The sequence below is a fragment of the Xenorhabdus taiwanensis genome (assembly GCF_036512875.1).
Taxonomy (GTDB): domain Bacteria; phylum Pseudomonadota; class Gammaproteobacteria; order Enterobacterales; family Enterobacteriaceae; genus Xenorhabdus; species Xenorhabdus taiwanensis.
Genome location: NZ_AP028978.1, coordinates 491855 through 513925, shown reverse-complemented (window position 1 = coordinate 513925; position 22071 = coordinate 491855). Strand labels below are relative to the sequence as shown.

At 44.3% G+C, this 22071-nt stretch carries 24 protein-coding genes; 19 read left to right on the top strand and 5 right to left on the bottom strand.

Features of this window, described 5'->3' with window-relative positions:
- The first annotated feature begins 1 nt into the window (after position 1).
- From ACE1SE_RS02180 to ACE1SE_RS02145, 8 genes are read left to right on the top strand one after another with little or no spacing between them, the layout of a single operon-like run.
- The gene (locus ACE1SE_RS02180) at positions 2-424 is read left to right on the top strand and encodes an acyl-CoA thioesterase (protein WP_374052454.1); all 423 of its coding nucleotides are present in this window, start codon (positions 2-4) and stop codon (positions 422-424) included.
- 41 nt (positions 425-465) lie between these two features.
- Positions 466-1044: an outer membrane lipoprotein carrier protein LolA gene (locus ACE1SE_RS02175; protein ID WP_374053569.1), complete on the top strand. Its 579-nt coding sequence runs from the start codon at positions 466-468 to the stop codon at positions 1042-1044.
- Positions 1016-3340, top strand: a complete 2325-nt coding sequence (locus ACE1SE_RS02170) for an MMPL family transporter (RefSeq protein WP_374052453.1) — start codon at positions 1016-1018, stop codon at positions 3338-3340. The genes ACE1SE_RS02175 and ACE1SE_RS02170 overlap by 29 nt, the downstream gene beginning before the upstream one ends.
- Positions 3337-3900, top strand: coding sequence for a DUF3261 domain-containing protein (locus ACE1SE_RS02165; RefSeq protein WP_374052452.1), 564 nt, complete (start codon positions 3337-3339; stop codon positions 3898-3900). Before ACE1SE_RS02170 ends, ACE1SE_RS02165 begins: the two co-directional genes overlap by 4 nt.
- 3 nt (positions 3901-3903) lie before the next feature.
- Positions 3904-5085 carry a beta-ketoacyl-[acyl-carrier-protein] synthase family protein gene (locus ACE1SE_RS02160; protein ID WP_374052451.1) on the top strand — a complete coding sequence of 394 codons (1182 nt, stop codon included), beginning with the start codon at positions 3904-3906 and terminating at the stop codon, positions 5083-5085.
- Entirely contained in the window at positions 5085-5564 is a 480-nt protein-coding gene (locus ACE1SE_RS02155; protein WP_374052450.1) for a hotdog family protein, read from the top strand. The genes ACE1SE_RS02160 and ACE1SE_RS02155 overlap by 1 nt, the downstream gene beginning before the upstream one ends.
- Complete coding sequence (locus tag ACE1SE_RS02150; protein ID WP_374053568.1) at positions 5561-6292, top strand: 3-ketoacyl-ACP reductase FabG2; 732 nt, start codon at positions 5561-5563, stop codon at positions 6290-6292. The genes ACE1SE_RS02155 and ACE1SE_RS02150 overlap by 4 nt, the downstream gene beginning before the upstream one ends.
- Positions 6289-7539, top strand: a complete 1251-nt coding sequence (locus tag ACE1SE_RS02145) for a beta-ketoacyl-ACP synthase (RefSeq protein ID WP_374052449.1) — start codon at positions 6289-6291, stop codon at positions 7537-7539. The genes ACE1SE_RS02150 and ACE1SE_RS02145 overlap by 4 nt, the downstream gene beginning before the upstream one ends.
- 396 nt (positions 7540-7935) lie before the next feature.
- On the opposite strand, the gene ACE1SE_RS02140 is transcribed toward ACE1SE_RS02145, so the two are convergent.
- Positions 7936-8244, bottom strand: a complete 309-nt coding sequence (locus ACE1SE_RS02140) for a VapA/VapB family virulence-associated protein (protein WP_374052448.1) — start codon at positions 8242-8244, stop codon at positions 7936-7938.
- Between ACE1SE_RS02140 and ACE1SE_RS02135 the strand changes: the two genes are divergently transcribed.
- The 4 genes from ACE1SE_RS02135 to ACE1SE_RS02120 all read left to right on the top strand — a co-directional run bounded on the left by ACE1SE_RS02135 (position 8208) and on the right by ACE1SE_RS02120 (position 11994).
- Positions 8208-8558 carry an IS630 transposase-related protein gene (locus ACE1SE_RS02135; protein ID WP_374053567.1) on the top strand — a complete coding sequence of 117 codons (351 nt, stop codon included), beginning with the start codon at positions 8208-8210 and terminating at the stop codon, positions 8556-8558. The two genes, ACE1SE_RS02140 and ACE1SE_RS02135, sit on opposite strands and share 37 nt — an antisense overlap.
- 308 nt (positions 8559-8866) lie before the next feature.
- The gene (locus ACE1SE_RS02130; RefSeq protein ID WP_374052447.1) at positions 8867-10036 is read left to right on the top strand and encodes an MFS transporter; all 1170 of its coding nucleotides are present in this window, start codon (positions 8867-8869) and stop codon (positions 10034-10036) included.
- Between the two features lie 183 nt (positions 10037-10219).
- The gene (locus tag ACE1SE_RS02125) at positions 10220-10654 is read left to right on the top strand and encodes a GNAT family N-acetyltransferase (protein ID WP_374052446.1); all 435 of its coding nucleotides are present in this window, start codon (positions 10220-10222) and stop codon (positions 10652-10654) included.
- Between the two features lie 401 nt (positions 10655-11055).
- Positions 11056-11994 carry a VirK/YbjX family protein gene (locus tag ACE1SE_RS02120; protein ID WP_374052445.1) on the top strand — a complete coding sequence of 313 codons (939 nt, stop codon included), beginning with the start codon at positions 11056-11058 and terminating at the stop codon, positions 11992-11994.
- Between the two features lie 32 nt (positions 11995-12026).
- Here the strand turns inward: ACE1SE_RS02120 and ACE1SE_RS02115 are convergent, their stop codons facing one another.
- Complete coding sequence (locus tag ACE1SE_RS02115; RefSeq protein ID WP_374052444.1) at positions 12027-12623, bottom strand: GNAT family N-acetyltransferase; 597 nt, start codon at positions 12621-12623, stop codon at positions 12027-12029.
- A gap of 330 nt (positions 12624-12953) precedes the next feature.
- Between ACE1SE_RS02115 and ACE1SE_RS02110 the strand changes: the two genes are divergently transcribed.
- Positions 12954-14975 (top strand): oxidoreductase, encoded by a 2022-nt coding sequence (locus ACE1SE_RS02110; RefSeq protein ID WP_374052443.1) that lies wholly within the window; start codon positions 12954-12956, stop codon positions 14973-14975.
- An 88-nt stretch (positions 14976-15063) separates the two neighbouring features.
- On the opposite strand, the gene sstT is transcribed toward ACE1SE_RS02110, so the two are convergent.
- Positions 15064-16308 (bottom strand): serine/threonine transporter SstT, encoded by a 1245-nt coding sequence (gene sstT / locus ACE1SE_RS02105; RefSeq protein WP_374052442.1) that lies wholly within the window; start codon positions 16306-16308, stop codon positions 15064-15066.
- Positions 16309-16938: 630 nt separating this feature from the next.
- Between sstT and ACE1SE_RS02100 the strand changes: the two genes are divergently transcribed.
- Positions 16939-17607 (top strand): DedA family protein, encoded by a 669-nt coding sequence (locus tag ACE1SE_RS02100; protein WP_189758717.1) that lies wholly within the window; start codon positions 16939-16941, stop codon positions 17605-17607.
- Between the two features lie 132 nt (positions 17608-17739).
- On the opposite strand, the gene ACE1SE_RS02095 is transcribed toward ACE1SE_RS02100, so the two are convergent.
- On the bottom strand, positions 17740-18489 hold the full coding sequence (locus ACE1SE_RS02095) for a hypothetical protein (protein WP_374052441.1): 750 nt from the start codon (positions 18487-18489) through the stop codon (positions 17740-17742).
- Positions 18490-18648: 159 nt separating this feature from the next.
- Between ACE1SE_RS02095 and ACE1SE_RS02090 the strand changes: the two genes are divergently transcribed.
- The 4 genes from ACE1SE_RS02090 (at position 18649) to ACE1SE_RS02075 (ending at position 20230) form a co-directional block, all read left to right on the top strand.
- Positions 18649-18954 carry an ElaB/YgaM/YqjD family protein gene (locus tag ACE1SE_RS02090; RefSeq protein ID WP_374052440.1) on the top strand — a complete coding sequence of 102 codons (306 nt, stop codon included), beginning with the start codon at positions 18649-18651 and terminating at the stop codon, positions 18952-18954.
- Between the two features lies 1 nt (position 18955).
- Entirely contained in the window at positions 18956-19357 is a 402-nt protein-coding gene (locus tag ACE1SE_RS02085; protein WP_374052439.1) for a phage holin family protein, read from the top strand.
- Positions 19350-19643, top strand: coding sequence for a YqjK-like family protein (locus tag ACE1SE_RS02080; RefSeq protein ID WP_374052438.1), 294 nt, complete (start codon positions 19350-19352; stop codon positions 19641-19643). Before ACE1SE_RS02085 ends, ACE1SE_RS02080 begins: the two co-directional genes overlap by 8 nt.
- Before the next feature lie 191 nt (positions 19644-19834).
- Positions 19835-20230 carry a DoxX family protein gene (locus tag ACE1SE_RS02075; RefSeq protein ID WP_374052437.1) on the top strand — a complete coding sequence of 132 codons (396 nt, stop codon included), beginning with the start codon at positions 19835-19837 and terminating at the stop codon, positions 20228-20230.
- 125 nt (positions 20231-20355) lie between these two features.
- Here ACE1SE_RS02075 and ACE1SE_RS02070 read toward each other — a convergent pair whose 3' ends face one another.
- Complete coding sequence (locus ACE1SE_RS02070) at positions 20356-21252, bottom strand: LysR family transcriptional regulator (protein WP_374052436.1); 897 nt, start codon at positions 21250-21252, stop codon at positions 20356-20358.
- A 112-nt stretch (positions 21253-21364) separates the two neighbouring features.
- Here ACE1SE_RS02070 and ACE1SE_RS02065 point away from each other — a divergent pair, with 112 nt between their 5' ends.
- Positions 21365-22066, top strand: a complete 702-nt coding sequence (locus ACE1SE_RS02065) for a pirin family protein (protein ID WP_374052435.1) — start codon at positions 21365-21367, stop codon at positions 22064-22066.
- Positions 22067-22071 lie beyond the last annotated feature (5 nt).

The following is a 22071-nucleotide window of genomic DNA, read 5'->3' as shown; positions in this document are numbered from 1 at the left end:
AATGCTGACCGATCCTCGTTTTACTGCCGAAGTTGAACTCACTGTGCCATTTCATGATGCTGATCCAATGGGCGTTGTTTGGCATGGAAATTACTTTCGCTATTTTGAAATTGCCCGTGAAGCGCTGATGAATCAACTCAATTATGGTTATCGAGAAATGCGTAAATCCGGCTATGTTTGGCCTGTCGTTGACGCCAAAATCAAGTACCGTGCCCCTGTGCTCTTTGAACAAAAAATACGTATCAGAGCCACCATCGAAGAGTTTGAAAACCGCCTGAAAATTGCTTATCAGATTTTTAATGCAGAAAATGGCAAAAAAACAACCGCAGGCTACACCATTCAGGTTGCCGTTTCTAAAGAAACACAAGAAATGAGCTTTGTCAGCCCAGACATTCTATTCGAACGTATGGGGGTCAAACCGTGAAAAAATGGCACTGGATACTGCTGTTCCTGACAACAAGTTTTATGACAATCAATAACATGGCATATGCCATAACCCTTGAGGAATTACAACAGCGGTTTGCTCACCAGCCGGTTGTGCGAGCGAACTTCACACAAGTACGGCAAATTCAGGGTATGCCTCATCCTTTGTCTTCCAGTGGTGAAATGCTGATTTCACAACATAAAGGGCTATGGTGGCATCAGCAAAAACCGTTTCCACTGACACTGTTACTGGATGACAACCATATGGTGCAAGTCATGTCAGGGCAAGCACCACAGGTGATCACCGCTGATTCCAATCCACAAATGTTTCAGTTCAACCACTTGATGCGGGCTTTGTTTCAGGCCGATCGGGCCGTGCTGGAAGAAAATTTCAAAATTGAATTCAACGATCTTGGGCAGGAAAATTGGCGCTTAATACTGACGCCGAAAACGTCTCCTTTGGATAAACTTTTCACGGCAATTACGCTAAACGGCCAAACTAACCTTGATGCTATTTTACTGACCGATCGCCAGGGTGATCGTACCGAACTCTCTTTTACCCACCACCAATTAACACCAGAGACGCTGAGTCATGAAGAAGAGCAATACTTCAAATTCTGAGCCACGTCGGCTGGCCCTACTCTGGCTGTTAACATGCACTATCCTGCTGATATTGCTGGTAGTCTTGTTACCTCAATCTCGCCTGTCTACCAGCGTATTAGCCTTATTGCCTGCACAAAGTGCTGGAAACATGCCACCTGCCTTGCAAGAAGAGTTCATGCAACGTCTTGATCGCCAATTGGTGTGGATGGTCAGCCCCGCCAAAAACGAGGATACCGCCCCTGCCCAATACTGGCTGGAGTATTTGCAAAAAACATCATTTCTGACCCATGTCAAAGGGCCAATGACCGCAGAGCAGCAGCAAGCATGGGGGCGTTTTTACTATGAACACCGCAATGCGATGCTCGATCCTGCCACCCGTGACAGACTGAAAGAGGGTGGCAATCAGCAGGCAAACTGGATACTGTCTCAGGTCTATTCCGCTTTTTCCGGTGTCAGTGGGCAAGAACTTAATAATGATCCCTTAATGCTGGTCAGAGGCTCACAACTGGCACTCCAACAGACATCCAGCCAGTTACGGCTCCAAAATGGCTGGTTAGTTGCCAAAGATAATTCTGGAAGAAGCTGGTATTTACTTCACGGAGAACTAAAAAACTCGTCCTTTGATATGCAGCAAGGCCATCATGCTGTCACTGAACTGAGTAAGTTACAGCAGTCTCTGGAAGCTCAATTTCCTGATGCTAAAGTGATTTCACGAGGCACCCTGTTTTACAGCGATTACGCTACCCAACAGGCAAAACACGATATTTCAACATTGGGCAGCGCCACCGTGCTCGGTGTATTGTTACTCATCTACACTGTTTTTCGTTCCCTGAAACCTTTATTGCTGTGTGTTCTATCTATCAGCATCGGTGCCTTAGCAGGGACTGTCATGACTTTGGGGATCTTTGGCGAACTTCATTTCATGACGCTGGTACTGAGCATCAGTATCATCGGCATTTCTGCTGACTATGCTATTTACTATCTCACAGAACGCATGGTACATGGTCAGGACGTGACGTCGTGGCAAAGTATGCGGAAGGTCTTGCCTGCCTTATTAATGGCATTGGCAACAACCGTTATTGCTTATCTCATCATGATGTTTGCACCTTTTCCCGGCCTGCGCCAGTTGGCTGTATTTGCTGCTACAGGTTTAACCGCTTCCTGTTTAACTGTCGTCTGCTGGTATCCGCGACTTGCTAAAAACCTGCCCGTGCGCCCCATTCCGGCGATGATCATGTTAATGCGTTGGCTGGCATTATGGAGACACAATCGGCTGTTTTATACGGGATTACCCATAATATTGGCGATTTTTGCCGTACTGGGAATTTCCCGTTTACAGATCAATGATGACATTGCCCAATTACAGGCTATGCCACAGGATATTCATCAACAGGAAAAACGCATTGCAACACTAACCGGACAGCGAAGTGATCAGAAATGGTTCGTTATTTATGGTGATAGTGCAGAACAGACACTACAACGGCTGGAATCCTTCATTCCTACATTGGATGCAGAAAAACAGCAAGGTAATATCAGCCATTACCAACGATTCCCTCTCTCCTCTCTTGCTCAACAGCATAAGGATCTTGCTCTGCTCAAGACCGCTACACCCAATATCGTTGCTCGCCTGACAGAAGCAGGTTTAATAGTAAAACAGCCTGATATTCACGCTATGACTGTTACACCAAATGACTGGCTCAATAGTGTCGTCAGTGAAGGTTGGCGCCTGATGTGGATAACCCTGCCAAATGGTCATAGTGGTGTTCTGCTTCCTGTAAATGGCGTTAAAGACAGTGTATTGATGCGCCAATTGGCAGAAAATCAGGAAGGAATTAGTTGGGTTGATCGCAAACTGGCGTTCGATGAGATGTTTCAGTTTTATCGAACCCTGCTTGGCTGGTTGCTGGCAGGTTCAGTCATACTGATTGCTATCAGTTATATAGCACGGCTTGGCCTGCGTCGTGGCGTCATCAGTATATTACCATCACTGCTGTCCCTTGGCTGTGGACTGGCCGTTCTCGGTTTTAGTGGTCATAGCCTTAACTTATTTTCGATATTAGCTCTGGTTCTGGTGCTTGGCATTGGCATCAACTACACCCTGTTTTTCAGCAATCCTCGTGGTACTCCGCTGACCTCTCTATTGGCGATCAGCGTGGCAATGTGTACTTCCTTGCTCACACTAGGCATGTTGATGTTCAGTAGTACCCAGGCGATCAGTAGCTTTGGCATCGTGTTATGCAGCGGGATTCTGACGGCTTTCCTGCTATCACCGCTGGCAATAGCGAAACGCCAAAAAAGGAAAAAACAATCATGATACGGTTATTCATCCTGTCTCTGACTTGCCTGCTGGTAGCTTGTACGAACACTCCGCAAAACGGCACACCCAGTGCGTGGCTAAAACCAGGTGTACGCGTTGCATTGCCAGAGCCGACCATAACGCCTGCCATTAATGAACAGCAACTGTTAACTGCCACAGTCAAAGGCAAACAGCAATCATTGATTGTGCTGCTTAACGCCAATGAACAGCACCTGTCACTGGCGGGGTTGTCTTCGCTGGGTATCCGGTTGTTCAAATTAGATTACGATCAAAATGGCGTTCATACCGAACAATCCATTATCTTGCCGGAACTTCCCCCTGCCAACCAAGTTCTGGCTGATATTATGCTCAGTTACTGGCCGGCTTCCGCCTGGCAAAACCGACTGCCCGATGGCTGGAGGCTCAAGGATAGCGATAACCTCCGCCAACTGCATGACAAAAAAGGGAAATTAATCACAGAAATTCATTATGATACTCAAAATGGCAAACGACGCCCGATTCGCGTCCAGCAATTCGTTTTCGGTTATGACATCGCCATTCAGCATCTGGAAGAGTAAAACATGATTTATATTTCTGCCGTGGGTATGCTCAATGCCTTGGGCAATAATGTGGATGAGATTGCGCAGAATCTCATGCTCAATCAAGCGCCTGGTATGTATGAACGTGCAGGCTGGTTACAACCCGACAAAACCTGCTGTCTGGGCGGCGTTGACGGTGAACTCCCCGTCATTCCTGACAGCCTGTTTCAGCATAACAGCCGTAATAATCGTTTGTTACTGGCTGCCTTGATGCAAATAAAACCACAAGTGGACGAAGCCATCGCTCGCTATGGTCGGGAACGTATCGCGGTGATTATGGGAACCAGCACATCCGGCCTCAACGAAGGTGATCAGCATGTCAGCCGCACAATTCATCAACAATCAATGCATCCGCAATCCGATGAGCATTACCATTATTACCAACAAGAATTGGGCGATCCTTCCCGCTTTCTTGCTGGTTACCTGAACATCGATGGACCTGCATTTACCCTTTCTACCGCCTGTTCATCCAGTTCACGAGCCATTATCAGTGGTCAACGCCTGATTGAAATGGGGCTGGTGGATGTCGCCATTGTTGGTGGTGCGGACACATTGAGCCGTATGCCAATCAACGGCTTCAATAGCCTGGATTCTATTTCTCCAACCTTGTGTGAGCCCTTTTGTGAGGAGCGTCAGGGCATTACGATTGGAGAAGCCTCAACATTACTGCTGCTAACGCGAGAAACCCAACCGATAGCCCTGCTCGGTGCAGGAGAATCAAGTGACGCATGGCATATGTCAGCCCCTCATCCTGAAGGGAAGGGTGCCATTGAAGCTATCAATATGGCACTGCGAAATGCCGGACTCTCTCCGGCCGAGGTCGGTTACATTAACCTGCACGGAACAGGCACAAAATTAAATGATCAAATGGAATCGATTGTCATCAATCAGATTTTTGGTGAAAACACGCCCTGCAGCTCCACCAAGTATCTAACCGGCCATACTCTTGGCGCCGCAGGTGCCTGTGAAGCCGGACTTTGCTGGCTACTGCTAACACATAACTTACCACTGCCTGCGCAGGATTTTTCACGCTCCAGTATTGATACTTCGCTGCCTGCTTGTGGCTTGCTAACCCAATCACAACCCCTAAAAAAACCGATTGTCATGTCAAATTCTTTTGCCTTTGGTGGCAACAATACCAGCCTGATATTGGGAGCGGCATAATGTCTGACTACTTACCGGTAGATCGTTATCTCCCGCATGAAGCCCCCCTGGTGTTACTGGAAAAAGTGATCAACGTATCCAGCAACCATGTCCATTGTCGGGTCACAGTCAGCCAAAATGGTGTGTTATCCCCTTTTCTCAATGAAGAAGGCCATTTGCCGGGTTGGTTTGCCGTTGAAATCATGGCTCAGACCATTGGAGTCTGGTCTGGCTGGCACCGCAAGGAAAGAAAAGAAGAAGATTCCGCACTGGGCATGTTACTGGGCGGACGTGCTGTACGGTGTCAGGTACCCACTTTCACATCAGGTAGTGTATTGGATATTCAAATGAATTTATTACTGCAAGATGAAAAATTTGGCAGTTTTGAAGGTGAAATCAGTTGTAATGGCACTGTACTGGTGACAGGCCGCCTGAACACCTACCAACCTAACAAAACAGAACTCACACAGCTCATAAATAAACAGGATGGAGTAGCATAATGCGTTCAGTTCTCGTGACCGGTGCCAGCAAAGGGATAGGCAGGGCGATTGCCTGCCAACTGGCGGCAGATGGTTTTACTGTCATCGTACATTATCACCGCGACGCTAAAGGTGCGGAAGAGACACTGGAACACATTCAGGCAAACGGGGGCAGTGGCCGTATTCTGAATTTTGATGTTTCGGATCGAACAACCTGCCGTGAAAATTTGGAAAAAGACATCGAAACCCACGGCGCTTACTATGGCATCGTCTGCAATGCCGGGATCGCCAAAGATGGTGCTTTCCCAGCCCTCGAAGGCAATGACTGGGACAGTGTCATTCATACCAACTTAGATGGCTTCTACAATGTTATTCACCCTTGCATCATGCCGATGATTGGCTTACGTCAGGGAGGACGAATCATTACCTTATCATCCGTGTCTGGTTTAATGGGCAACCGCGGACAGGTCAACTACAGCGCAGCTAAAGCAGGGATTATCGGCGCAACAAAAGCGCTGGCAATCGAATTGGCGAAAAGAAAAATCACCGTGAACTGTATTGCACCAGGCTTGATTGGGACAGACATGATTCAAATGGAAGAAGTGGCTTTGAAAGAAGCGATGAATATGATCCCAATGAAACGCATGGGACAAGTGGAAGAAGTGGCTGGCCTTGCCAGCTACCTGATGTCTGATATTGCGGGATATGTAACCCGCCAAGTTATCTCAATCAACGGAGGGATGCTATGAACCATAATGCGATATTCCAACCTCGCAGGGTAGTGATTACGGGAATGGGCGGCATTACCGCATTGGGGCACAATTGGCCATCTGTTTCCGCAGGATTGAAAGCAAGCATTAATGCCGTTCAACAGATGCCAGCATGGGCAGAATATGATGGGCTTAATACCCATCTTGGGGCACCGGTTACGGATTTTATGTTACCCGAACATTATACCCGCAAACGCATTCGTTCCATGGGACGTGTTTCCCTGATGTCAACACGTGCCACTGAGCTGGCTTTAGAGATGGCCGGCTTGCTCAATGATCCAATACTGACTAATGGAGAAACGGGCATTGCTTATGGTTCTTCTACGGGCAGTACCAAACCTGTCAGCGAATTTGCCACCATGCTGACTGAAAAGCATACCAATAACATCACAGGCACAACCTATGTGCAAATGATGCCCCATACGACTGCCGTCAACACAGGTTTGTTCTTTGGATTACGCGGCAGAGTGATCCCAACCTCAAGTGCCTGTACATCTGGCAGTCAGGCGATTGGGTACGCGTGGGAAGCTATCCGCCATGGCTACCAAACGGTAATGGTCGCAGGTGGCGCTGAAGAGTTGTGTCCATCTGAAGCAGCAGTATTTGATACGCTATTTGCCACCAGCCAGAAAAACGAGGCACCGAAAACCACACCTTCTCCATTTGATGTTAACCGCGATGGATTGGTGATTGGTGAAGGTGCGGGTACATTAATCCTTGAAGAATTGGAGCACGCCAAAGCGCGTGGTGCCAAGATTTATGGTGAAATCATCGGATTTGCCACTAACTGTGATGCTTCCCATATCACCCAACCAAAATCGGAAACCATGCAGATATGCATTGAAATGGCACTGAAATCAGCGGGCTTACAGCCAGCCGATATCGGTTACATCAGCGCTCACGGTACTGCAACCGATCGCGGAGATGTGGCAGAGAGCCGGGCGACTGCCAATATTTTTGGCAATCAAACACCTATCTCTTCACTGAAAAGCTATTTCGGCCATACGCTGGGCGCGTGTGGTGCCCTTGAAGCATGGCTAAGTCTGGAAATGATGAATGAGGGCTGGTTTGCGCCAACAATCAATCTCGTTGAGATTGATCCCGCCTGTGGCGAGTTGGATTACATTATGCACCAGCCCCGTAAAATCCAAACCGAGTTTATCCAAAGCAATAACTTTGCCTTTGGTGGCATCAATACCTCGATGGTGATCCGACGTTGGGATTAATGATGGGAACTTAAGGCCACTCTATGGTGGTCTTTTGTCTGAAAATTTATGGGTGTATCTGTTTCAATTCATCCGATTTATAGCTGTGTTCCTTGTCGCGCTGGCGTTATTCTGTATGCCTGTGTTGTAATGAATATGGGTCAGTTAGTTTGCCCTTTATTTACGGGATAAGTCTCTCATTGGGACTGGATGTTAATTTTCGTGAGTATGATTACCAGATTTACCGAAAAAACGCGGCGGAAAATATTGCGCTATTGAGAAGACGGATCGCCTGAAATAGGCTGAAACAGGAAAATAGGCTCCATTACGACGTGGTTTTGATTTATGTTTTAGCAACAATTATCAATTCACAAATGAAGCCTTTTATATATCTAAAATAAAGAGTTACCACTTAAATCATTCCCAATAACCACCACCTGTGATTGAGGCAGATACTGTTCCTAATCCGATTCCATTAAACTGTGCCAACTTCTCGAAATATGAATCTATAAAACCTACAGAAATAGTTATAGGTGTTATAACTGCAGCAAAAATTGTTGCTTTCTGGTAAATGATATTAATATCACTTACAGCGAAAAAAAACTCACCGGAAAATTCTCCTTTTCCCGGAGAGCCCAATCCTCCTGCTTTTCCGTAAAAAGTTTTCGCGCCATCAACTTCCAAAGTAAATTCATAATAAAGGAAATAGAAAGAAAATACAGGCATACAACGACAAACATTCGTTGACTTTCGAACAAACAAGTACCCATTTTGAAATCTCCATGCGCACCTTGTTCCGGTGGTGCAATAAAATAGAACCTTGCATGACCCGCGATAAACCCGCCACGAAAATCCCTGATGCGGTGCGCATGGCGGATGTCCAAAACTTTCCCGATGACTATCAATGGGAAAGAGCAAAACGTTTAGGTGTCTCGCAATCGGCTATTCATTATGCCTTGGAACGGCTTCGGATCACCCATAAAAAAGTTAAAACACCCTCGCACAGAATTCATCGTGGCGCGGGCAATTCTTGCCCATAATGACGTCGAATAGATTTAAGCAAGCCAACGCGATGTAATCTCACTAATACATTTGGCTTCTTTCGGCCCTAATCATAACCTCCCTTTTTCCATAAATCTTTTCATTCATAAGTATCAGTTTTTCTCGTTGTATCTCTTTGTGAGAAAAGGCTATAGTCCGCACCACTCAAGGTTATTGAGTGACTTACCTACTGCTTAAATCACCAGGATATATTCCAGTCCTTGGCATATATCGTGACCGCCATCCGGCAAAATCTTGATGAGAAGCAGCGCATATCTGGCTGATTTTTTATGTGGAGACGACAGTAGTGAAACTGCTGCGCAAGAATGACAGTGCATTTGTACCTGTCGCCGGTTTGACTGTTTTTGCAATTGCTTCTGGTTACCTAATGAGCTTAATTCCTCTGTCGATGGCAAGTTTCAGCATTGATACGATTTATGCCAGTTGGTTAGCCAGTGCTTATTATGCCGGTTTATTAATCGGTTCAATGATGATTGAGCCTGTTATCGCCAGAATAGGTCACCGTCTTTCATTCATTGTGTTTTTGTTGCTTTTGTCAGCGACTGTTATCGTATTGCCTTTTTTTCCAAATAAAGAAATTTGGTTACTTGTGCGGTGTATTGCCGGCGTGGCCGTTGCCGGTATCTTTGTCGTGGTCGAATCCTGGCTATTAATCGGCGATAATCCCAAAGAACGCGCCAAGCGCCTGAGCTTTTATATGACTTCCCTTTACGGTGGGACCACCTTAGGCCAGTTATTAATTGGGCCTATCGGTACTCAGGGAATGATCCCCTTTATGGTGATTTCGGCACTGCTGTTTATCGCAATTTTACCCCCATTATTCGTGCGTCATGGGCAACCTCCCGCTCTCCATCACCAAAGTCTATCACTGAGAAAAATCACTGAATTCAGTAAACCCGCGATCGTTGGCTGCATGACATCGGGTATCGTTATGGGTACGATCTATGGTTTGATGCCTCTATCTCTCAACCAGAGCCATTTCAATACCGAGCAAGTTGGTGTATTGATGGCAGCCATTATTCTAGGCGGAATGGTCATACAACCCATTATCAGTAAGCTGTCAGTCATCATGAGCAAAACGTTTCTATTGGCAATGGTCTCCTTATTGGGGGTATTCGCCATAGGAATGACTTATCTCTTTGAACATTACCTTGTCATGATAGTGGCACTGGCCCTTTTGGGCATGTCGTCTTTTGCACTGTATCCCATTGCAATCACCCTTGCCTGTGACAAGTTGGATGCAACCTATATTGTAGCGGCAAGCCAGGTCATGTTGTTAAGTTACAGTATCGGTTCCGCCATTGGGCCACTGGTAGCGGGACATTTTATGCTACAACACTACTTTAAGGTTCAGCACAATGGATTGATGAGTTTCTTTTTCATCGTGTTATTGGCGACCGCAATTTATATGCTGTTGGCGAGCTTGTGCCGCAAAGACCGTGTATTGGCAAGCTAGTGAAAAATAATCTAAATTTATATGAAAGCGACGCAACTTGCTGCGCTTTTTTTATTTTTAATTCCTGTGTAGATTCTTCCATATTGGTTATTGACAATGCGGACATATTCTCACCAAAAAGAGAATCAATGAGTTGTGTTAGCTCAATTGCACTTTCTTAACAGAAAAATTTAGGGATATGAAATGAAAATACAACAAGCCACCAAAGCTGATTTTTTGACACTAATTCAAATTTGGGAAGCATCTGTACTTGCTACTCATGATTTCTTGCCTAAGTCCATGATTGAGGTTTTACGCCCACAGATCCTTAACGATTATTTGCCTAATCTCTCTGTTTATAAGGCGACAGATGAACAAAATAATATCGTAGGATTTATTAGTACCGATCAACATCGAGTAGAAATGTTGTTTATTGCGCCACAAGCACGGGGAACAGGGATCGGTAAGATGTTACTGCAATTTGCCATTAACGAATTGCAGATCAACGAATTGGATGTAAACGAGCAAAATACACAAGGCGTCGGCTTCTATCAGTATATGGGATTTCAGGTATTTTCTCGCTCAGAGCTTGACGGACAAGGGAATCCATTTCCTCTATTACATATGAAACTGGCTTGAAAAACTCAGAATGTTAAAAAAACAATACATAAATAAGATAAATACATAAAATAAAAATATCATGTAAAGAGTAATGTATTAAATAAAAATAAGTGTTGTTTTATTAATATCAAATGATAATAAAATAATACTCTTTACTATAAAAATAAATAAATTTAAAGTAATGGCATATTTTGTAAACATTTGAGTAGAATTTGATAAATCAATGATATAATGAAACTTGTCTATCCCTATCACCTTTCAAGTTACAGCTTTGTCGGCTACGTCCATTCCCCTTAGTCACGTAGTTCTAAACACAAAGTTCGCTATATTCCAGGGGGATTTGTTCTCTTGCCACCGTGCTACAACTTGAAATCCAGTGGGTATAAATATTTTTTATTTTTTGTCGAGTTTGAGTATTAATGAGTAATTTACAACACCCTTCGTCTTCAGGAATGAAGCTATTTGCTGATCTTATTGGAAAACGTACTATGCCAGGGGTATATTGGCATTCCTCCAGCTACCGCGCTAAATTTGCCCTACGCAGTCTCCTGACCCCTATTTCTACATTAAAACTGTTGAATGGGATAGCCAAAACGCCGCATTATTTGGATATTCTGAAAAAACAACCCAGTTGGCCTTGCAAATTACATCGCCCATACTTAAGTATTAATTTTAAGCGCAACCAGATTGTCGGTGCCCTGAATGATCATTATCAAATATTATTCAAACAGTTAGAATCTACTGTTATTAGTCGAATTTTTGATGTTAATGCTTATTTACTGGCAACCATTCAAGGGAAAAATGAAACATTTTTGATATATATTGATGCACTGGACAACCTGAATAAAGAAGGTGAACTCTCTCTATATATGACTACTGCAGAGAATGTTATTCTGGCCAAGTGCGCCTTCACTTTATTAACGATTGATGGCAAACAGACACTCTTTATTGGTGCACTACAAGGGCCAACCAAAGGGGATAATTCTCTGGAGATTATCCGTCATGCAACCAAAGAGTGTTATGGATTATTCCCCAAACGCCTGTTGATTGAGGCTATTTGTCGTTTTGCCGATCATATGAATTGTGAACAAATCCTGGCAGCCAGTAATGAAACTCATATCTACCGTAGCATCCGTTATTGGCATAAAAAGAAAAATCAGATGGTGGCCGATTACAATTCTTTCTGGGAATCGCTAAGTGGTGTCAGAAAGGAAAATAATGAATTCCATCTGCCATCATTGATAGAAAGAAAATCTTTGGATGAGATCCCCAGTAAAAAGCGCGCCGAGTATCGCCGTCGCTATCAATTATTGGATGATCTGGAAAACGATATCAAAGCATCCCTGAAAGCCGCCTGACTTCCTGCCAGAAAGAAATACCAAGTAGGCACTCAACGTGGCTTCGCCATTAACCATGTAAGATGCGTTTTAATGGCGGGCCATTCATTGAACAGAATGCTATAAACACAAGTATCCCTTATTGAACCATCTTTGGCTCGCAGGTGATGACGCAAAATACCATCCAGTTTTGCTCCCAATCGTTCGATCGCCTTACGGCTTTGATGATTTAAAAAATGGGTACGGAGTTCCACTGCCACACACTCCAGTTCCTCAAATGCGTACTGCAACAGTAAAAATTTTGCTTCCGTATTAATCGCAGTGCGTTGGACAGAATGCGCATACCATGTAGAACCAATTTCCAATCTGGGAATATTCGCATCAATATTCATATAAGTTGTCATACCAACTGCCGTCCCCGTTGCATTATTGATGACAGCAAAAGGCAACATACTGCCCCTGGCGTGCAGGGTTAAACGACGTTCAATTTCCGCATGAACATTGACGGGATCTGGCACACTGGTATACCACAGTTTATGTAACTGTCCATCCTCAATAGCACAAACAAATTCATCATGTCTATCATGTGACAAAGGCATTAAAGTCACACTTTTTCCGGTTAACGTAACCCAATCTGTTATTTTTCCCATAATTACCTTCCCCCATACTTGTTTCTATCACACTTAAAGTTTAATTCCGCCATTCTTATTCATCATTCCGTAAGAATATATTCACAGTATGCACAGTTAAAAGCATGCGACAATCATAAATAAGAGGAATTTCTCGCCTCAATAGATTTTCATTAAGGTACGATTGAAACTCTATTTCATGATGTTTGTCACAATCAGTTAACAAAATGGTTCCAATAATGCTGGAACTGTCTAAATTTAATCATCATCTCATCCGACCACTTGGCTGTTTAGCTTCATACGGAAAACAATAATATTTCTTGAGCTACCAAATATTTGATGGAGAATGCAATGAGCAATTACCCTCACCTGCTTGCACCGCTGGATTTGGGCTTTACCACGCTAAAAAACCGTGTATTGATGGGTTCAATGCACACGGGGCTTGAAGAACATCCCAATGGTGCTCAACGTCTGGCTCAATTTTATGCAGAACGGGCTGCGGGAGGCGTCGCACTGATTGTGACCGGCGGTATCGCACCAAACCCGCAGGGCGTTGTCGCCACAGGAGCAAGCGTCCTGAATAGTGAAGACCACCTGCCCCACCACAAGCTTATTACAAAAGCGGTACATCAGGCAGGGGGAAAGATTGCCTTACAAATCCTGCATGCCGGACGCTATAGCTACCAGAAAAATTCCGTTGCGCCTTCGGCCATTCAAGCGCCTATTAACCCTTTTATACCGAGAGAAATGTCTGAAAATGACATTCAACAGACAATAAAGGATTTTGCCCACTGTGCCCAACTGGCACAACAGGCAGGCTATGATGGCGTGGAAATCATGGGTTCAGAAGGTTATCTCATCAATCAGTTTCTGGTCACACGCACCAATCATCGACAGGATAAATGGGGTGGAACTTTCGAAAATCGCATGCGCTTTGCACTAGAAATTGTCAAAGCTGTCCGCGCTATCACGGGGGAGCGTTTTATCATCATTTACCGCCTTTCTATGCTGGATTTAGTGGAAGATGGCTCCAATTGGCAAGAGATCGAACAACTGGCACGGGAGATTGAAAAAGCCGGGGCATCCATTATTAATACCGGCATCGGTTGGCATGAAGCCCGTATCCCAACGATTGCAACGATGGTGCCCAGAGCCGGATTTAGCTGGGTTACGCAAAAGTTGATGGGTAAAGTCAGCATCCCTTTAATTACAACCAACCGCATCAACAGTCCCCAGGTTGCCGAACAAGTTCTTAGTGAGGGCTGCGCCGATATGGTTTCTATGGCACGCCCGTTTCTCGCTGATGCCGAATTTGTATTGAAAGCCGAACAAAACCGCGCTGATGAAATTAACACTTGCATAGGCTGCAACCAAGCCTGTTTGGATAGGATCTTTGTCGGCAAGCTGACGTCTTGTCTGGTTAATCCACGCGCCTGCCATGAAACTGAATTCATTGCCACTCCGGTAAAATCTCCCAAAACCATCGCTGTCATCGGTGCCGGGCCAGCGGGATTATCCTTTGCTGTCACAGCAGCCAGCAGAGGACACCATGTCACGCTATTTGAACGAGAAAACCAGATCGGTGGACAATTTAATATTGCCAAACAGATCCCCGGCAAAGAAGAATTCCATGAAACTTTACGCTATTTTGAACGCCAATTAGCATTGAACGGCGTCGAAGTATGCCTCAATCATACGGCAACTGCCGACCAACTTTTATCGTTTGATGAAGTTGTCATCGCGACAGGGATCATGCCACGCATCCCCAATATTGATGGTATTGAACATGAAAAGGTACTGAATTACCTTGATGTATTGAAACATAAACGGCAAGTCGGAAAACGTGTTGCCATTATCGGTGCTGGAGGCATTGGTTTTGATACCGCTGAGTATCTGAGTCAAAATGGGCAAAGTACCAGCTTAAGCAGTCATGCTTTCAGCCATGAGTGGGGAATTGATCGAACCATTATGCACAAGGGAGGATTACGGCCAGAAGGTGCACAAGTCGAGCGCTCTCCTCGTAAAATCTATCTGCTGCAACGTAAGGATTCCAAAGTCGGGGATGGCTTAGGGAAAACCACAGGTTGGGTGCATAAAACCAGCCTGTTAATGCGGGGCGTCACTATGTTAAACAGCGTTCAATATTTGAAAATTGATGATCAGGGATTGCATATCCGCCGTGGTGATGAACAACAATGTCTGGAAGTAGATAATGTGATTATTTGCGCAGGACAAGAGCCATTGAAAGCTCTCTACCAACCGTTACAAACAATGGGAAAAAGTGTACATCTCATTGGTGGAGCAGATATTGCTGCTGAATTAGATGCACGCAGGGCAATCGCTCAAGGAGCTCAATTAGCGCTTAAAGTGTAGATCAAATCTACAAGCAAGAACGGTGATAATTTATACTCAATTCATTATCACCATTCTTAGGCCAACGACTCTTAATTCCAACTCACGATTAACGCTGTGCCAGTCGATCAGCCGCTATGCGAGACTCTTCGGCTTGACAAGCGGCTGCGGTAAACAGCACATCGGTAGAAGAGTTCAACGCAGTTTCAACAGAATCTTGCACTACACCTATGATCATACCCACTGCAACGACCTGCATAGCTACTTCATTGGAAATACCAAACATGCTGCATCCCAAAGGAATCAATAATAGAGAACCTCCGACAACTCCCGAAGTACCACACGCCGCAACCGCAGAAACTACACTCAACAAAATAGCTGTTGGTAGATCAACATTGATACCCAACGTATTCACAGCAGCTAATGTCAATACGGTAATCGTCACAGCCGCCCCCGCCATATTAATGGTAGCTCCCAAAGGAATGGAAACAGAGTAAGTATCCTCATTGAGTTTCATGCGGCGGCACATTGCCATATTTACAGGAATATTAGCTGCTGAGCTACGGGTAAAAAACGCCATTACTCCACTTTCACGTAGGCAAGCAAAAACCAGAGGGTAAGGATTGCGGCGGATTTTCCAGAAGACAATCAATGGATTGACAACCAGTGCAACGACAATCATGCAACCAATTAGCACGGCTAACAGGTGAGCATAGCCGAACAAAGTTTCAAAACCTGTAGTAGCAGTCGTTGAGGAAACCAGTCCGAAAATACCAATAGGTGCCAAACGGATAACAACACGTATAAGTTGTGTCACTGCCTCTGACAAGTCTTGAATCAATGCCTTAGTTGATTCGTTAGCATGACGTAAGGCAATCCCCAAACCAATTGACCATGCCAGAATCCCAATGTAGTTTCCTTTTAATATCGCATCAATCGGGTTAGCAACGATATTGATCAGTAATCCTCTTAGCACTTCAATGATATTTGAAGGGGATGACACATGAGTGTCACTCGTCACCAGAGCCAACGTTGATGGAAACAAAGAACTACCAATGACAGCCACGACAGCAGCACAAAATGTGCCTAACAGATACAAGATCAGAATGGGACGAATATTGCTTTTCTGGCCTATCTTATGGTTCGCTATCGAAGACATAACCAAGATCCACACCAGAACAGGAGCTACCGCTTTCAACGCCCCTACAAAGAGAATTCCTAGCAATTCAGCCGACTTAGCTGCGGAAGGTGCCAACCATGCCAGTAATATTCCTAGTACTAATCCGACAAGGATTTGTTTTACTAGGCTTCCTTGTGCAATATACTGCACAAAGCCTGTTTGTTGCTTTTTCATAGTCTTATCCATAGAGAACGATAAAGAGTAATTCATTGCAATATACAGACAACCCAACAATTGATAACAATTCATTTACATTTGTGTGATCGAAACTGCAATTTCCTTATCCAATATATTCTGAGGTATTCATGATGTAATAGGCTCTATCACAAGAAATAACAAATTAATCTATTAATTCAACCAATTACTAAAAAAGCACATTCAGCGATAAGTGCAGGTTATTTATCTAAAACGAATAGCATAGAGAAATTACTTTCCACTATTAATCAAATGGCAAAAGTGAAATTAACTGGCAATAGATATAAATTTAGCCATTACACATGACAAATTACTCGTTAATGCTATTTTGTAAAATTTCATCGATCGATTAATTAATTGAAATACCTGAATGAATTAATTTTTACATTTAGGTAAATGTTCAATTGATCAGCAAAATTTTCTGTCTCGATACGGCTGATTTTGTTAAAGTGTGCCAGTCGATCTTTAGGCCATCTTGAAGGGATTTCGAGATCATTTTATGACAACTGATATTAATGACTTTTGATTACAAAGTATTTAATAGAAATTAACCATAAATGCACCATAAAAGTAAGATGTAATCCTTAATCCGTGTTTTAGGAACATTTGATGGAAATTGTAACAGACCTTATTTATGCACTCTGGCACCAAGATTACGAAACATTGGCTAATCCGTCGTTGGTATGGGCAATCTACATACTGCTATTTACCATCCTGTTTCTGGAAAATGGGATATTACCTGCAGCCTTCCTACCGGGCGATAGTCTGCTCATATTAGTCGGTGTTTTAATTGCAAAAGAGGCCATGAGTTTTCCTATAACATTAGTCATTCTCACCACTGGCGCCAGCCTCGGCTGCTGGATCGGATATCTTCAGGGAAGGTGGCTTGGCAATACAAAATTAGTTCAGGGCTGGTTGTCACATCTTCCTGCACATTATCATCAACGCGCACATAACTTATTCCATCGTCATGGCTTATCTGCCTTACTGATAGGGCGTTTTCTCGCTTTTATCAGGACATTACTGCCCACACTGGCAGGCCTTGCGGGGCTAAAAAATGGACGATTTCAAATATTCAATTGGCTTAGCGGGTTCCTGTGGGTCATTATTCTAACAACATTGGGTTATGCCCTTGGTAAAAGCCCTCTGTTCCGCCAGTATGAAGAATATCTGATGAGTTTTTTGGTGCTGCTACCTGTAGGTCTATTACTCATTGGCTTAATTGGCAGCCTGACTGTTATTTGGCGCAAAAAGCGCGCTAATAAACCTCTATCATAACGTTTCATTTTCCCTTTAGTTTCCCTGTGGTATGGTCGCGAAATATACCACAGGGAATTGATCTTTTGGTTCATCTAACTTTATCTATTCATCTTTGTCTCACAGCGACAGTCCTACTGTACTGCAGAACGCTTACTTGGATATCTCAACCATATTACTTAGTCTATCGTTCGGGAGTATTATGTTCTCCTTTTGGATGGTAAACTGAATTTTTTCACCTATACATTTTGCTCTTCGCAGAATCCGATAGGAGCAGAGAGGAATATCGGTCCAGTTTTGGCTGGCACCGTTGGTTTGCTGGTAGGTCTGGTTCATCACGAACTCTACTTCGTCGGAATCTCCAAGTCCCAGCACTTCAGGAGAAAATAGCATGACTGCATCATGGCTATCGCTGCTTCGACCAACCCAACCTGGCGTCTCGGCAGCATTACCCACACCATAGTGATGTCTCTGCATACGGTAATCCTCGATCACATAGGGTTGTACACTATCGTCAGGGGTTTGCCAGTCAACCTTTTCGCGCACACGAACGTTTTTATGTCTTAGGTCCTCCAATACACCAGTACTGCTCGTCCAGATCAAATCGTGAATAATGTGGCCACCGGCACCTTTTCTCATGTTGAGTGTATGGAATCCGATTATCTTGGGAGCTAATAGTTCAAGCAACCTAGGGCATTCTTCGATCAAATAGCTCCTCGTTTTTGAGTACTTCTTCCACCGCTCGGGTGATACTTTACTCATCACTGATACCAACTGTTCCACCCGGAAAGTATTCCCCCTACTGACCAGATTGACGACATCATGTAACTCACTATGTCGGATACGCTCATAGTGGGGGTTATCAGTTCTTAAAACTTTTTCAAATTCGGTAACCTGGAACATATGTTTCCTCCTGCAAACTCGTCTGGTTCACTGTCATTCAGCCAAAAAACATTATCACTTAATGTAAATCGTGACAATTTTTCACCCACTCCACTTTCATCTCTTGATAAAAACGTCTATGTTTGAAATTCATCCATCGTATATTTAAGGAGACAGGCAATGCCACAAAAGAAAAGCTCTGAAGATCTACGTGCTGAATTACAATCTCTTGCGGATACGCTAGAAGAAGTCCTCAATAGCTCCGGTGATAATTCAAAAGCGGAACTGGAAAAACTACGCAGCAAGGCAGAAAGAACGCTGAAAAACGCGCGTACTACACTCAGTGAAGCTGGCGACAAACTGGCAGGTCAAACCAAAGAAATTGCAGGTCATGCGGATAGTTATGTTCGCGAAAACCCGTGGGCCGGTGTCGGTATAGGTGCGACAATTGGCGTTGTATTGGGCGTTTTGCTTTCAAGGCGCTGACATGACTCAATCCTCTCACGCGAAAGGCCTAGGAAAAGGACTCTTTGATATTGTACGGCGAGTAGCGGCAATTGCTGTTCACATGGTTGAAACCCGCATCCAACTCGTTGCCATTGAGTTGGAAGAGGGAATGGCAACACTGGTACAACTGCTACTGCTGGTAGGATTAACATTACTATTGGCGGGCTTTGGCCTGATGTGCCTATTGGCACTGATATTCTGGGTTATCGATCCAGCCTACCGAATAATGGCAATAGCTGTCGCTGCCGGAATGTTACTGCTCCTCACCGTATTCAGTGCAATATGGACGATAAAAAAGGCACGAAAACTGACCTTTCTTAACGCGACTCGAACACAATTGCATGTCGACCGCAAAATGCTGGAGGATGATTCTCATGAATAAATCGGGATATCGCCAGCGAAAGTTGCGAAAGCAGCAGCTATTAAAAGAGATCCAGCAACAACGACAGTTACTTGCCACTTATGGTCAAAACTGGCTTGAAGTGACACAACCATATGATAAAGGCTGGCAAATCTTCATTGTTTTTAAGCCCTATGTTGTCATCGGTTCTGGCCTTGCCCTGCTTTACGGACTCCGCCACCCCAGGCAGTTTTATCGCTGGTCACGTCGTATAATCAACATCTTCAGGATCATAAAAACCGTACGAAAAACACGATACAAACATTAATATCCCCGAATTCTTTCAAAAAAACTGCATGAAATAGTTAATATTCCTTACTATCAACCAATAATACCTCTCCTTAAAATACTTCCCATCAGATAATGAGTAACAAATCGTACTATTCAGTCCGTTTTTGGACAATAAAAGCTAAACAGACAGTTTATTTATCGCGGCCTGCGGTGTTGGTGGAGACAATCATGAAAAAATTTGAAGATAGTGGCCTGTTGGTTGCCCGTATTTTAATATCCGTTCTTTTCATTATCGCAGGATATGGAAAACTAGGTGATGCCTATGCAGGAACGCAGGAATTTATGGAAGCCATGAAAGTGCCGGGAATTCTATTGCCACTGACTATCTTACTTGAATTGGGGGGCGGGCTTGCTGTGATGTTCGGCCTGTTGACCCGCACCACGGCTGTGTTTACATTTATTTTCTGTATTCTGACCGCGCTCCTGTTCCATAGCGATTTTTCAAATGATCTGAACATAACCATGTTCCTGAAAAACTTCTCCATCGGCGCAGGCTACCTGTTACTGGCTATGATGGGACCAGGAAGATTCAGTATTGACCATGTAATGAAGAAAAATTGGTAATCGAAGAAAAACAGATCATTGCCCTTTTTATAGCCCCTTGCTGTGTATTGCAGCAAAGGGCTTTATGATATCGCTACATTCGCTTTATCTTGGCAGCATTCACCTTAATTGTTTTTTCGCACATATCATTGCTTCGCAAACAATTTAGGGATTTCACGCAAGCACCAAGACTTAGCCTCTCCCATACTATCACGCCGCCATGCCATGATAATGTTGGTTTCATGGCTGTATTCCGAACCAATCACCCGCAAACGACCTTCGGCAATATCTTGTTCCACCATAGGGTATGGCATGGTTGCCACTCCCAATCCTGCCAAAAGCGCCTGACGTTTATTTTCCAGTGAACTCACCGTCAGGCGCGGTTGTTTATCCAATAACTTAACCGTCAACACCGGGCGTTCTCTTGCCGTATCAGCGACAGCTATTCCACGATATTTCACCCGTGTGACATCAGACAGTGGTTCGGGTTCATGATGGATAGGGTGATCCGCACTGGCAACATAGACATTGTTAATAGAATAAAGTGCCCGCGAATTCACTTCGGCTGAAGCCCTGAAATGCAGATCAGGTGCAATCACAATATCAGCATATCCTGTTTCCAAACGTTCCCACGCACCGGCTAATACTTCCGTCATTAACGAAAGTTGCGTATTCGATTTCGCCGCCAATTTATCCACAAGAGGAAACAGCGATGCCATTGGGAATAGTGCTTCACACACAATAGTCAGGTGTGTTTCCCAACCACGAGCAAGCGCTTCTGCATCTGCTGTCAATTTATCCGCAGCTTCAAGCAGCAACCGCCCTCGCTCCAGTAGCATCCGGCCAACATTGGTAAATTTCGTGCGATGACCAGAGCGATCAAACAGTACAACGTCCAATTCTTCTTCTAATTTCTGCATGGTATAACTCAGCGCAGAAGGAACCCGCCTCAACTCATCCGCTGCCGCAGCAAAACTTCCCCGTCGGTCTATCGCATCCATTACCCGCAGGGATTCCAAAGTAAGCGCACGCTCTTTACCCATATTTTTCTCAATCAGGAATTTTGAATATAGCCACCAGATTAACTGGCTAACATTTCAACGTCCAGATAATTAAGATCGACACTCATAAATCTATAGTTGAAGAGATAACAGCATGATAATAATGAGAACAGCAAATCAATGCGGAAAAGCCGATTATGGCTGGTTACAGGCTCGCTATACTTTTTCATTTGGCCACTATTTTGACCCAAAATTTTTGAACTACCGGACGTTGCGTGTTCTTAATCAGGAAGTTTTGGCGCCGAAAGCCGAGTTCCAACCCAAATCTTATCCTCATGTTGACGTCCTGAATATTATCCTGCAAGGAGAAGCTCAATATCGAGACAGTGAAGGCAATCACTTCCATGCACGCCAAGGGGATTGTTTGCTATTTTCTGCTCGTCAAGGGATTCGTTACAGTGAGCACAATACCAGTGACACGCTCCCATTGACACGGCTGCAACTCTGGCTCAATGCCTGTCCTCAGCAAGAAGCACGACCATTACAACATAGAGTTCTGCCAAACAAGCCACTTACATTACTGGCCTCTCCTACGTCAGAAAATAATAGTATGCATCTGCGCCAACAAACGTGGATAAGCTATCTCATGCTTAAACCGCATAACAGCCAGATTTTGTCTTTACGTAGCAAACATGCTTACCTGCAATCCATCAGTGGTAATGTAATAATTAATGGCAACCAAAGCAGAGATGTAAAGATTAAATGTGGGGATGGTGTATTTATTCAGGAAGAGCAGAAAGTGATGTTACAAACGGAGACACCATTTCGAGGCCTGCTCATTGAGCTGGCTGACTAATAATT

Bases quoted from the DNA above. Each gene is read 5' to 3' on its own strand.
- ACE1SE_RS02180 (WP_374052454.1), top strand. From the start codon at position 2: ATGCTGACCGATCCTCGTTTTACTGCCGAAGTTGAACTCACTGTGCCA.
- ACE1SE_RS02175 (WP_374053569.1), top strand. From the start codon at position 466: ATGACAATCAATAACATGGCATATGCCATAACCCTTGAGGAATTACAA.
- ACE1SE_RS02170 (WP_374052453.1), top strand. From the start codon at position 1,016: ATGAAGAAGAGCAATACTTCAAATTCTGAGCCACGTCGGCTGGCCCTA.
- ACE1SE_RS02165 (WP_374052452.1), top strand. From the start codon at position 3,337: ATGATACGGTTATTCATCCTGTCTCTGACTTGCCTGCTGGTAGCTTGT.
- ACE1SE_RS02160 (WP_374052451.1), top strand. From the start codon at position 3,904: ATGATTTATATTTCTGCCGTGGGTATGCTCAATGCCTTGGGCAATAAT.
- ACE1SE_RS02155 (WP_374052450.1), top strand. From the start codon at position 5,085: ATGTCTGACTACTTACCGGTAGATCGTTATCTCCCGCATGAAGCCCCC.
- ACE1SE_RS02145 (WP_374052449.1), top strand. From the start codon at position 6,289: ATGAACCATAATGCGATATTCCAACCTCGCAGGGTAGTGATTACGGGA.
- ACE1SE_RS02140 (WP_374052448.1), bottom strand. From the start codon at position 8,244: ATGCCTGTATTTTCTTTCTATTTCCTTTATTATGAATTTACTTTGGAA.
- ACE1SE_RS02125 (WP_374052446.1), top strand. From the start codon at position 10,220: ATGAAAATACAACAAGCCACCAAAGCTGATTTTTTGACACTAATTCAA.
- ACE1SE_RS02120 (WP_374052445.1), top strand. From the start codon at position 11,056: ATGAGTAATTTACAACACCCTTCGTCTTCAGGAATGAAGCTATTTGCT.
- ACE1SE_RS02115 (WP_374052444.1), bottom strand. From the start codon at position 12,623: ATGGGAAAAATAACAGATTGGGTTACGTTAACCGGAAAAAGTGTGACT.
- ACE1SE_RS02110 (WP_374052443.1), top strand. From the start codon at position 12,954: ATGAGCAATTACCCTCACCTGCTTGCACCGCTGGATTTGGGCTTTACC.
- sstT (WP_374052442.1), bottom strand. From the start codon at position 16,308: ATGAAAAAGCAACAAACAGGCTTTGTGCAGTATATTGCACAAGGAAGC.
- ACE1SE_RS02100 (WP_189758717.1), top strand. From the start codon at position 16,939: ATGGAAATTGTAACAGACCTTATTTATGCACTCTGGCACCAAGATTAC.
- ACE1SE_RS02095 (WP_374052441.1), bottom strand. From the start codon at position 18,489: ATGTTCCAGGTTACCGAATTTGAAAAAGTTTTAAGAACTGATAACCCC.
- ACE1SE_RS02090 (WP_374052440.1), top strand. From the start codon at position 18,649: ATGCCACAAAAGAAAAGCTCTGAAGATCTACGTGCTGAATTACAATCT.
- ACE1SE_RS02085 (WP_374052439.1), top strand. From the start codon at position 18,956: ATGACTCAATCCTCTCACGCGAAAGGCCTAGGAAAAGGACTCTTTGAT.
- ACE1SE_RS02080 (WP_374052438.1), top strand. From the start codon at position 19,350: ATGAATAAATCGGGATATCGCCAGCGAAAGTTGCGAAAGCAGCAGCTA.
- ACE1SE_RS02075 (WP_374052437.1), top strand. From the start codon at position 19,835: ATGAAAAAATTTGAAGATAGTGGCCTGTTGGTTGCCCGTATTTTAATA.
- ACE1SE_RS02070 (WP_374052436.1), bottom strand. From the start codon at position 21,252: ATGGGTAAAGAGCGTGCGCTTACTTTGGAATCCCTGCGGGTAATGGAT.
- ACE1SE_RS02065 (WP_374052435.1), top strand. From the start codon at position 21,365: ATGATAATAATGAGAACAGCAAATCAATGCGGAAAAGCCGATTATGGC.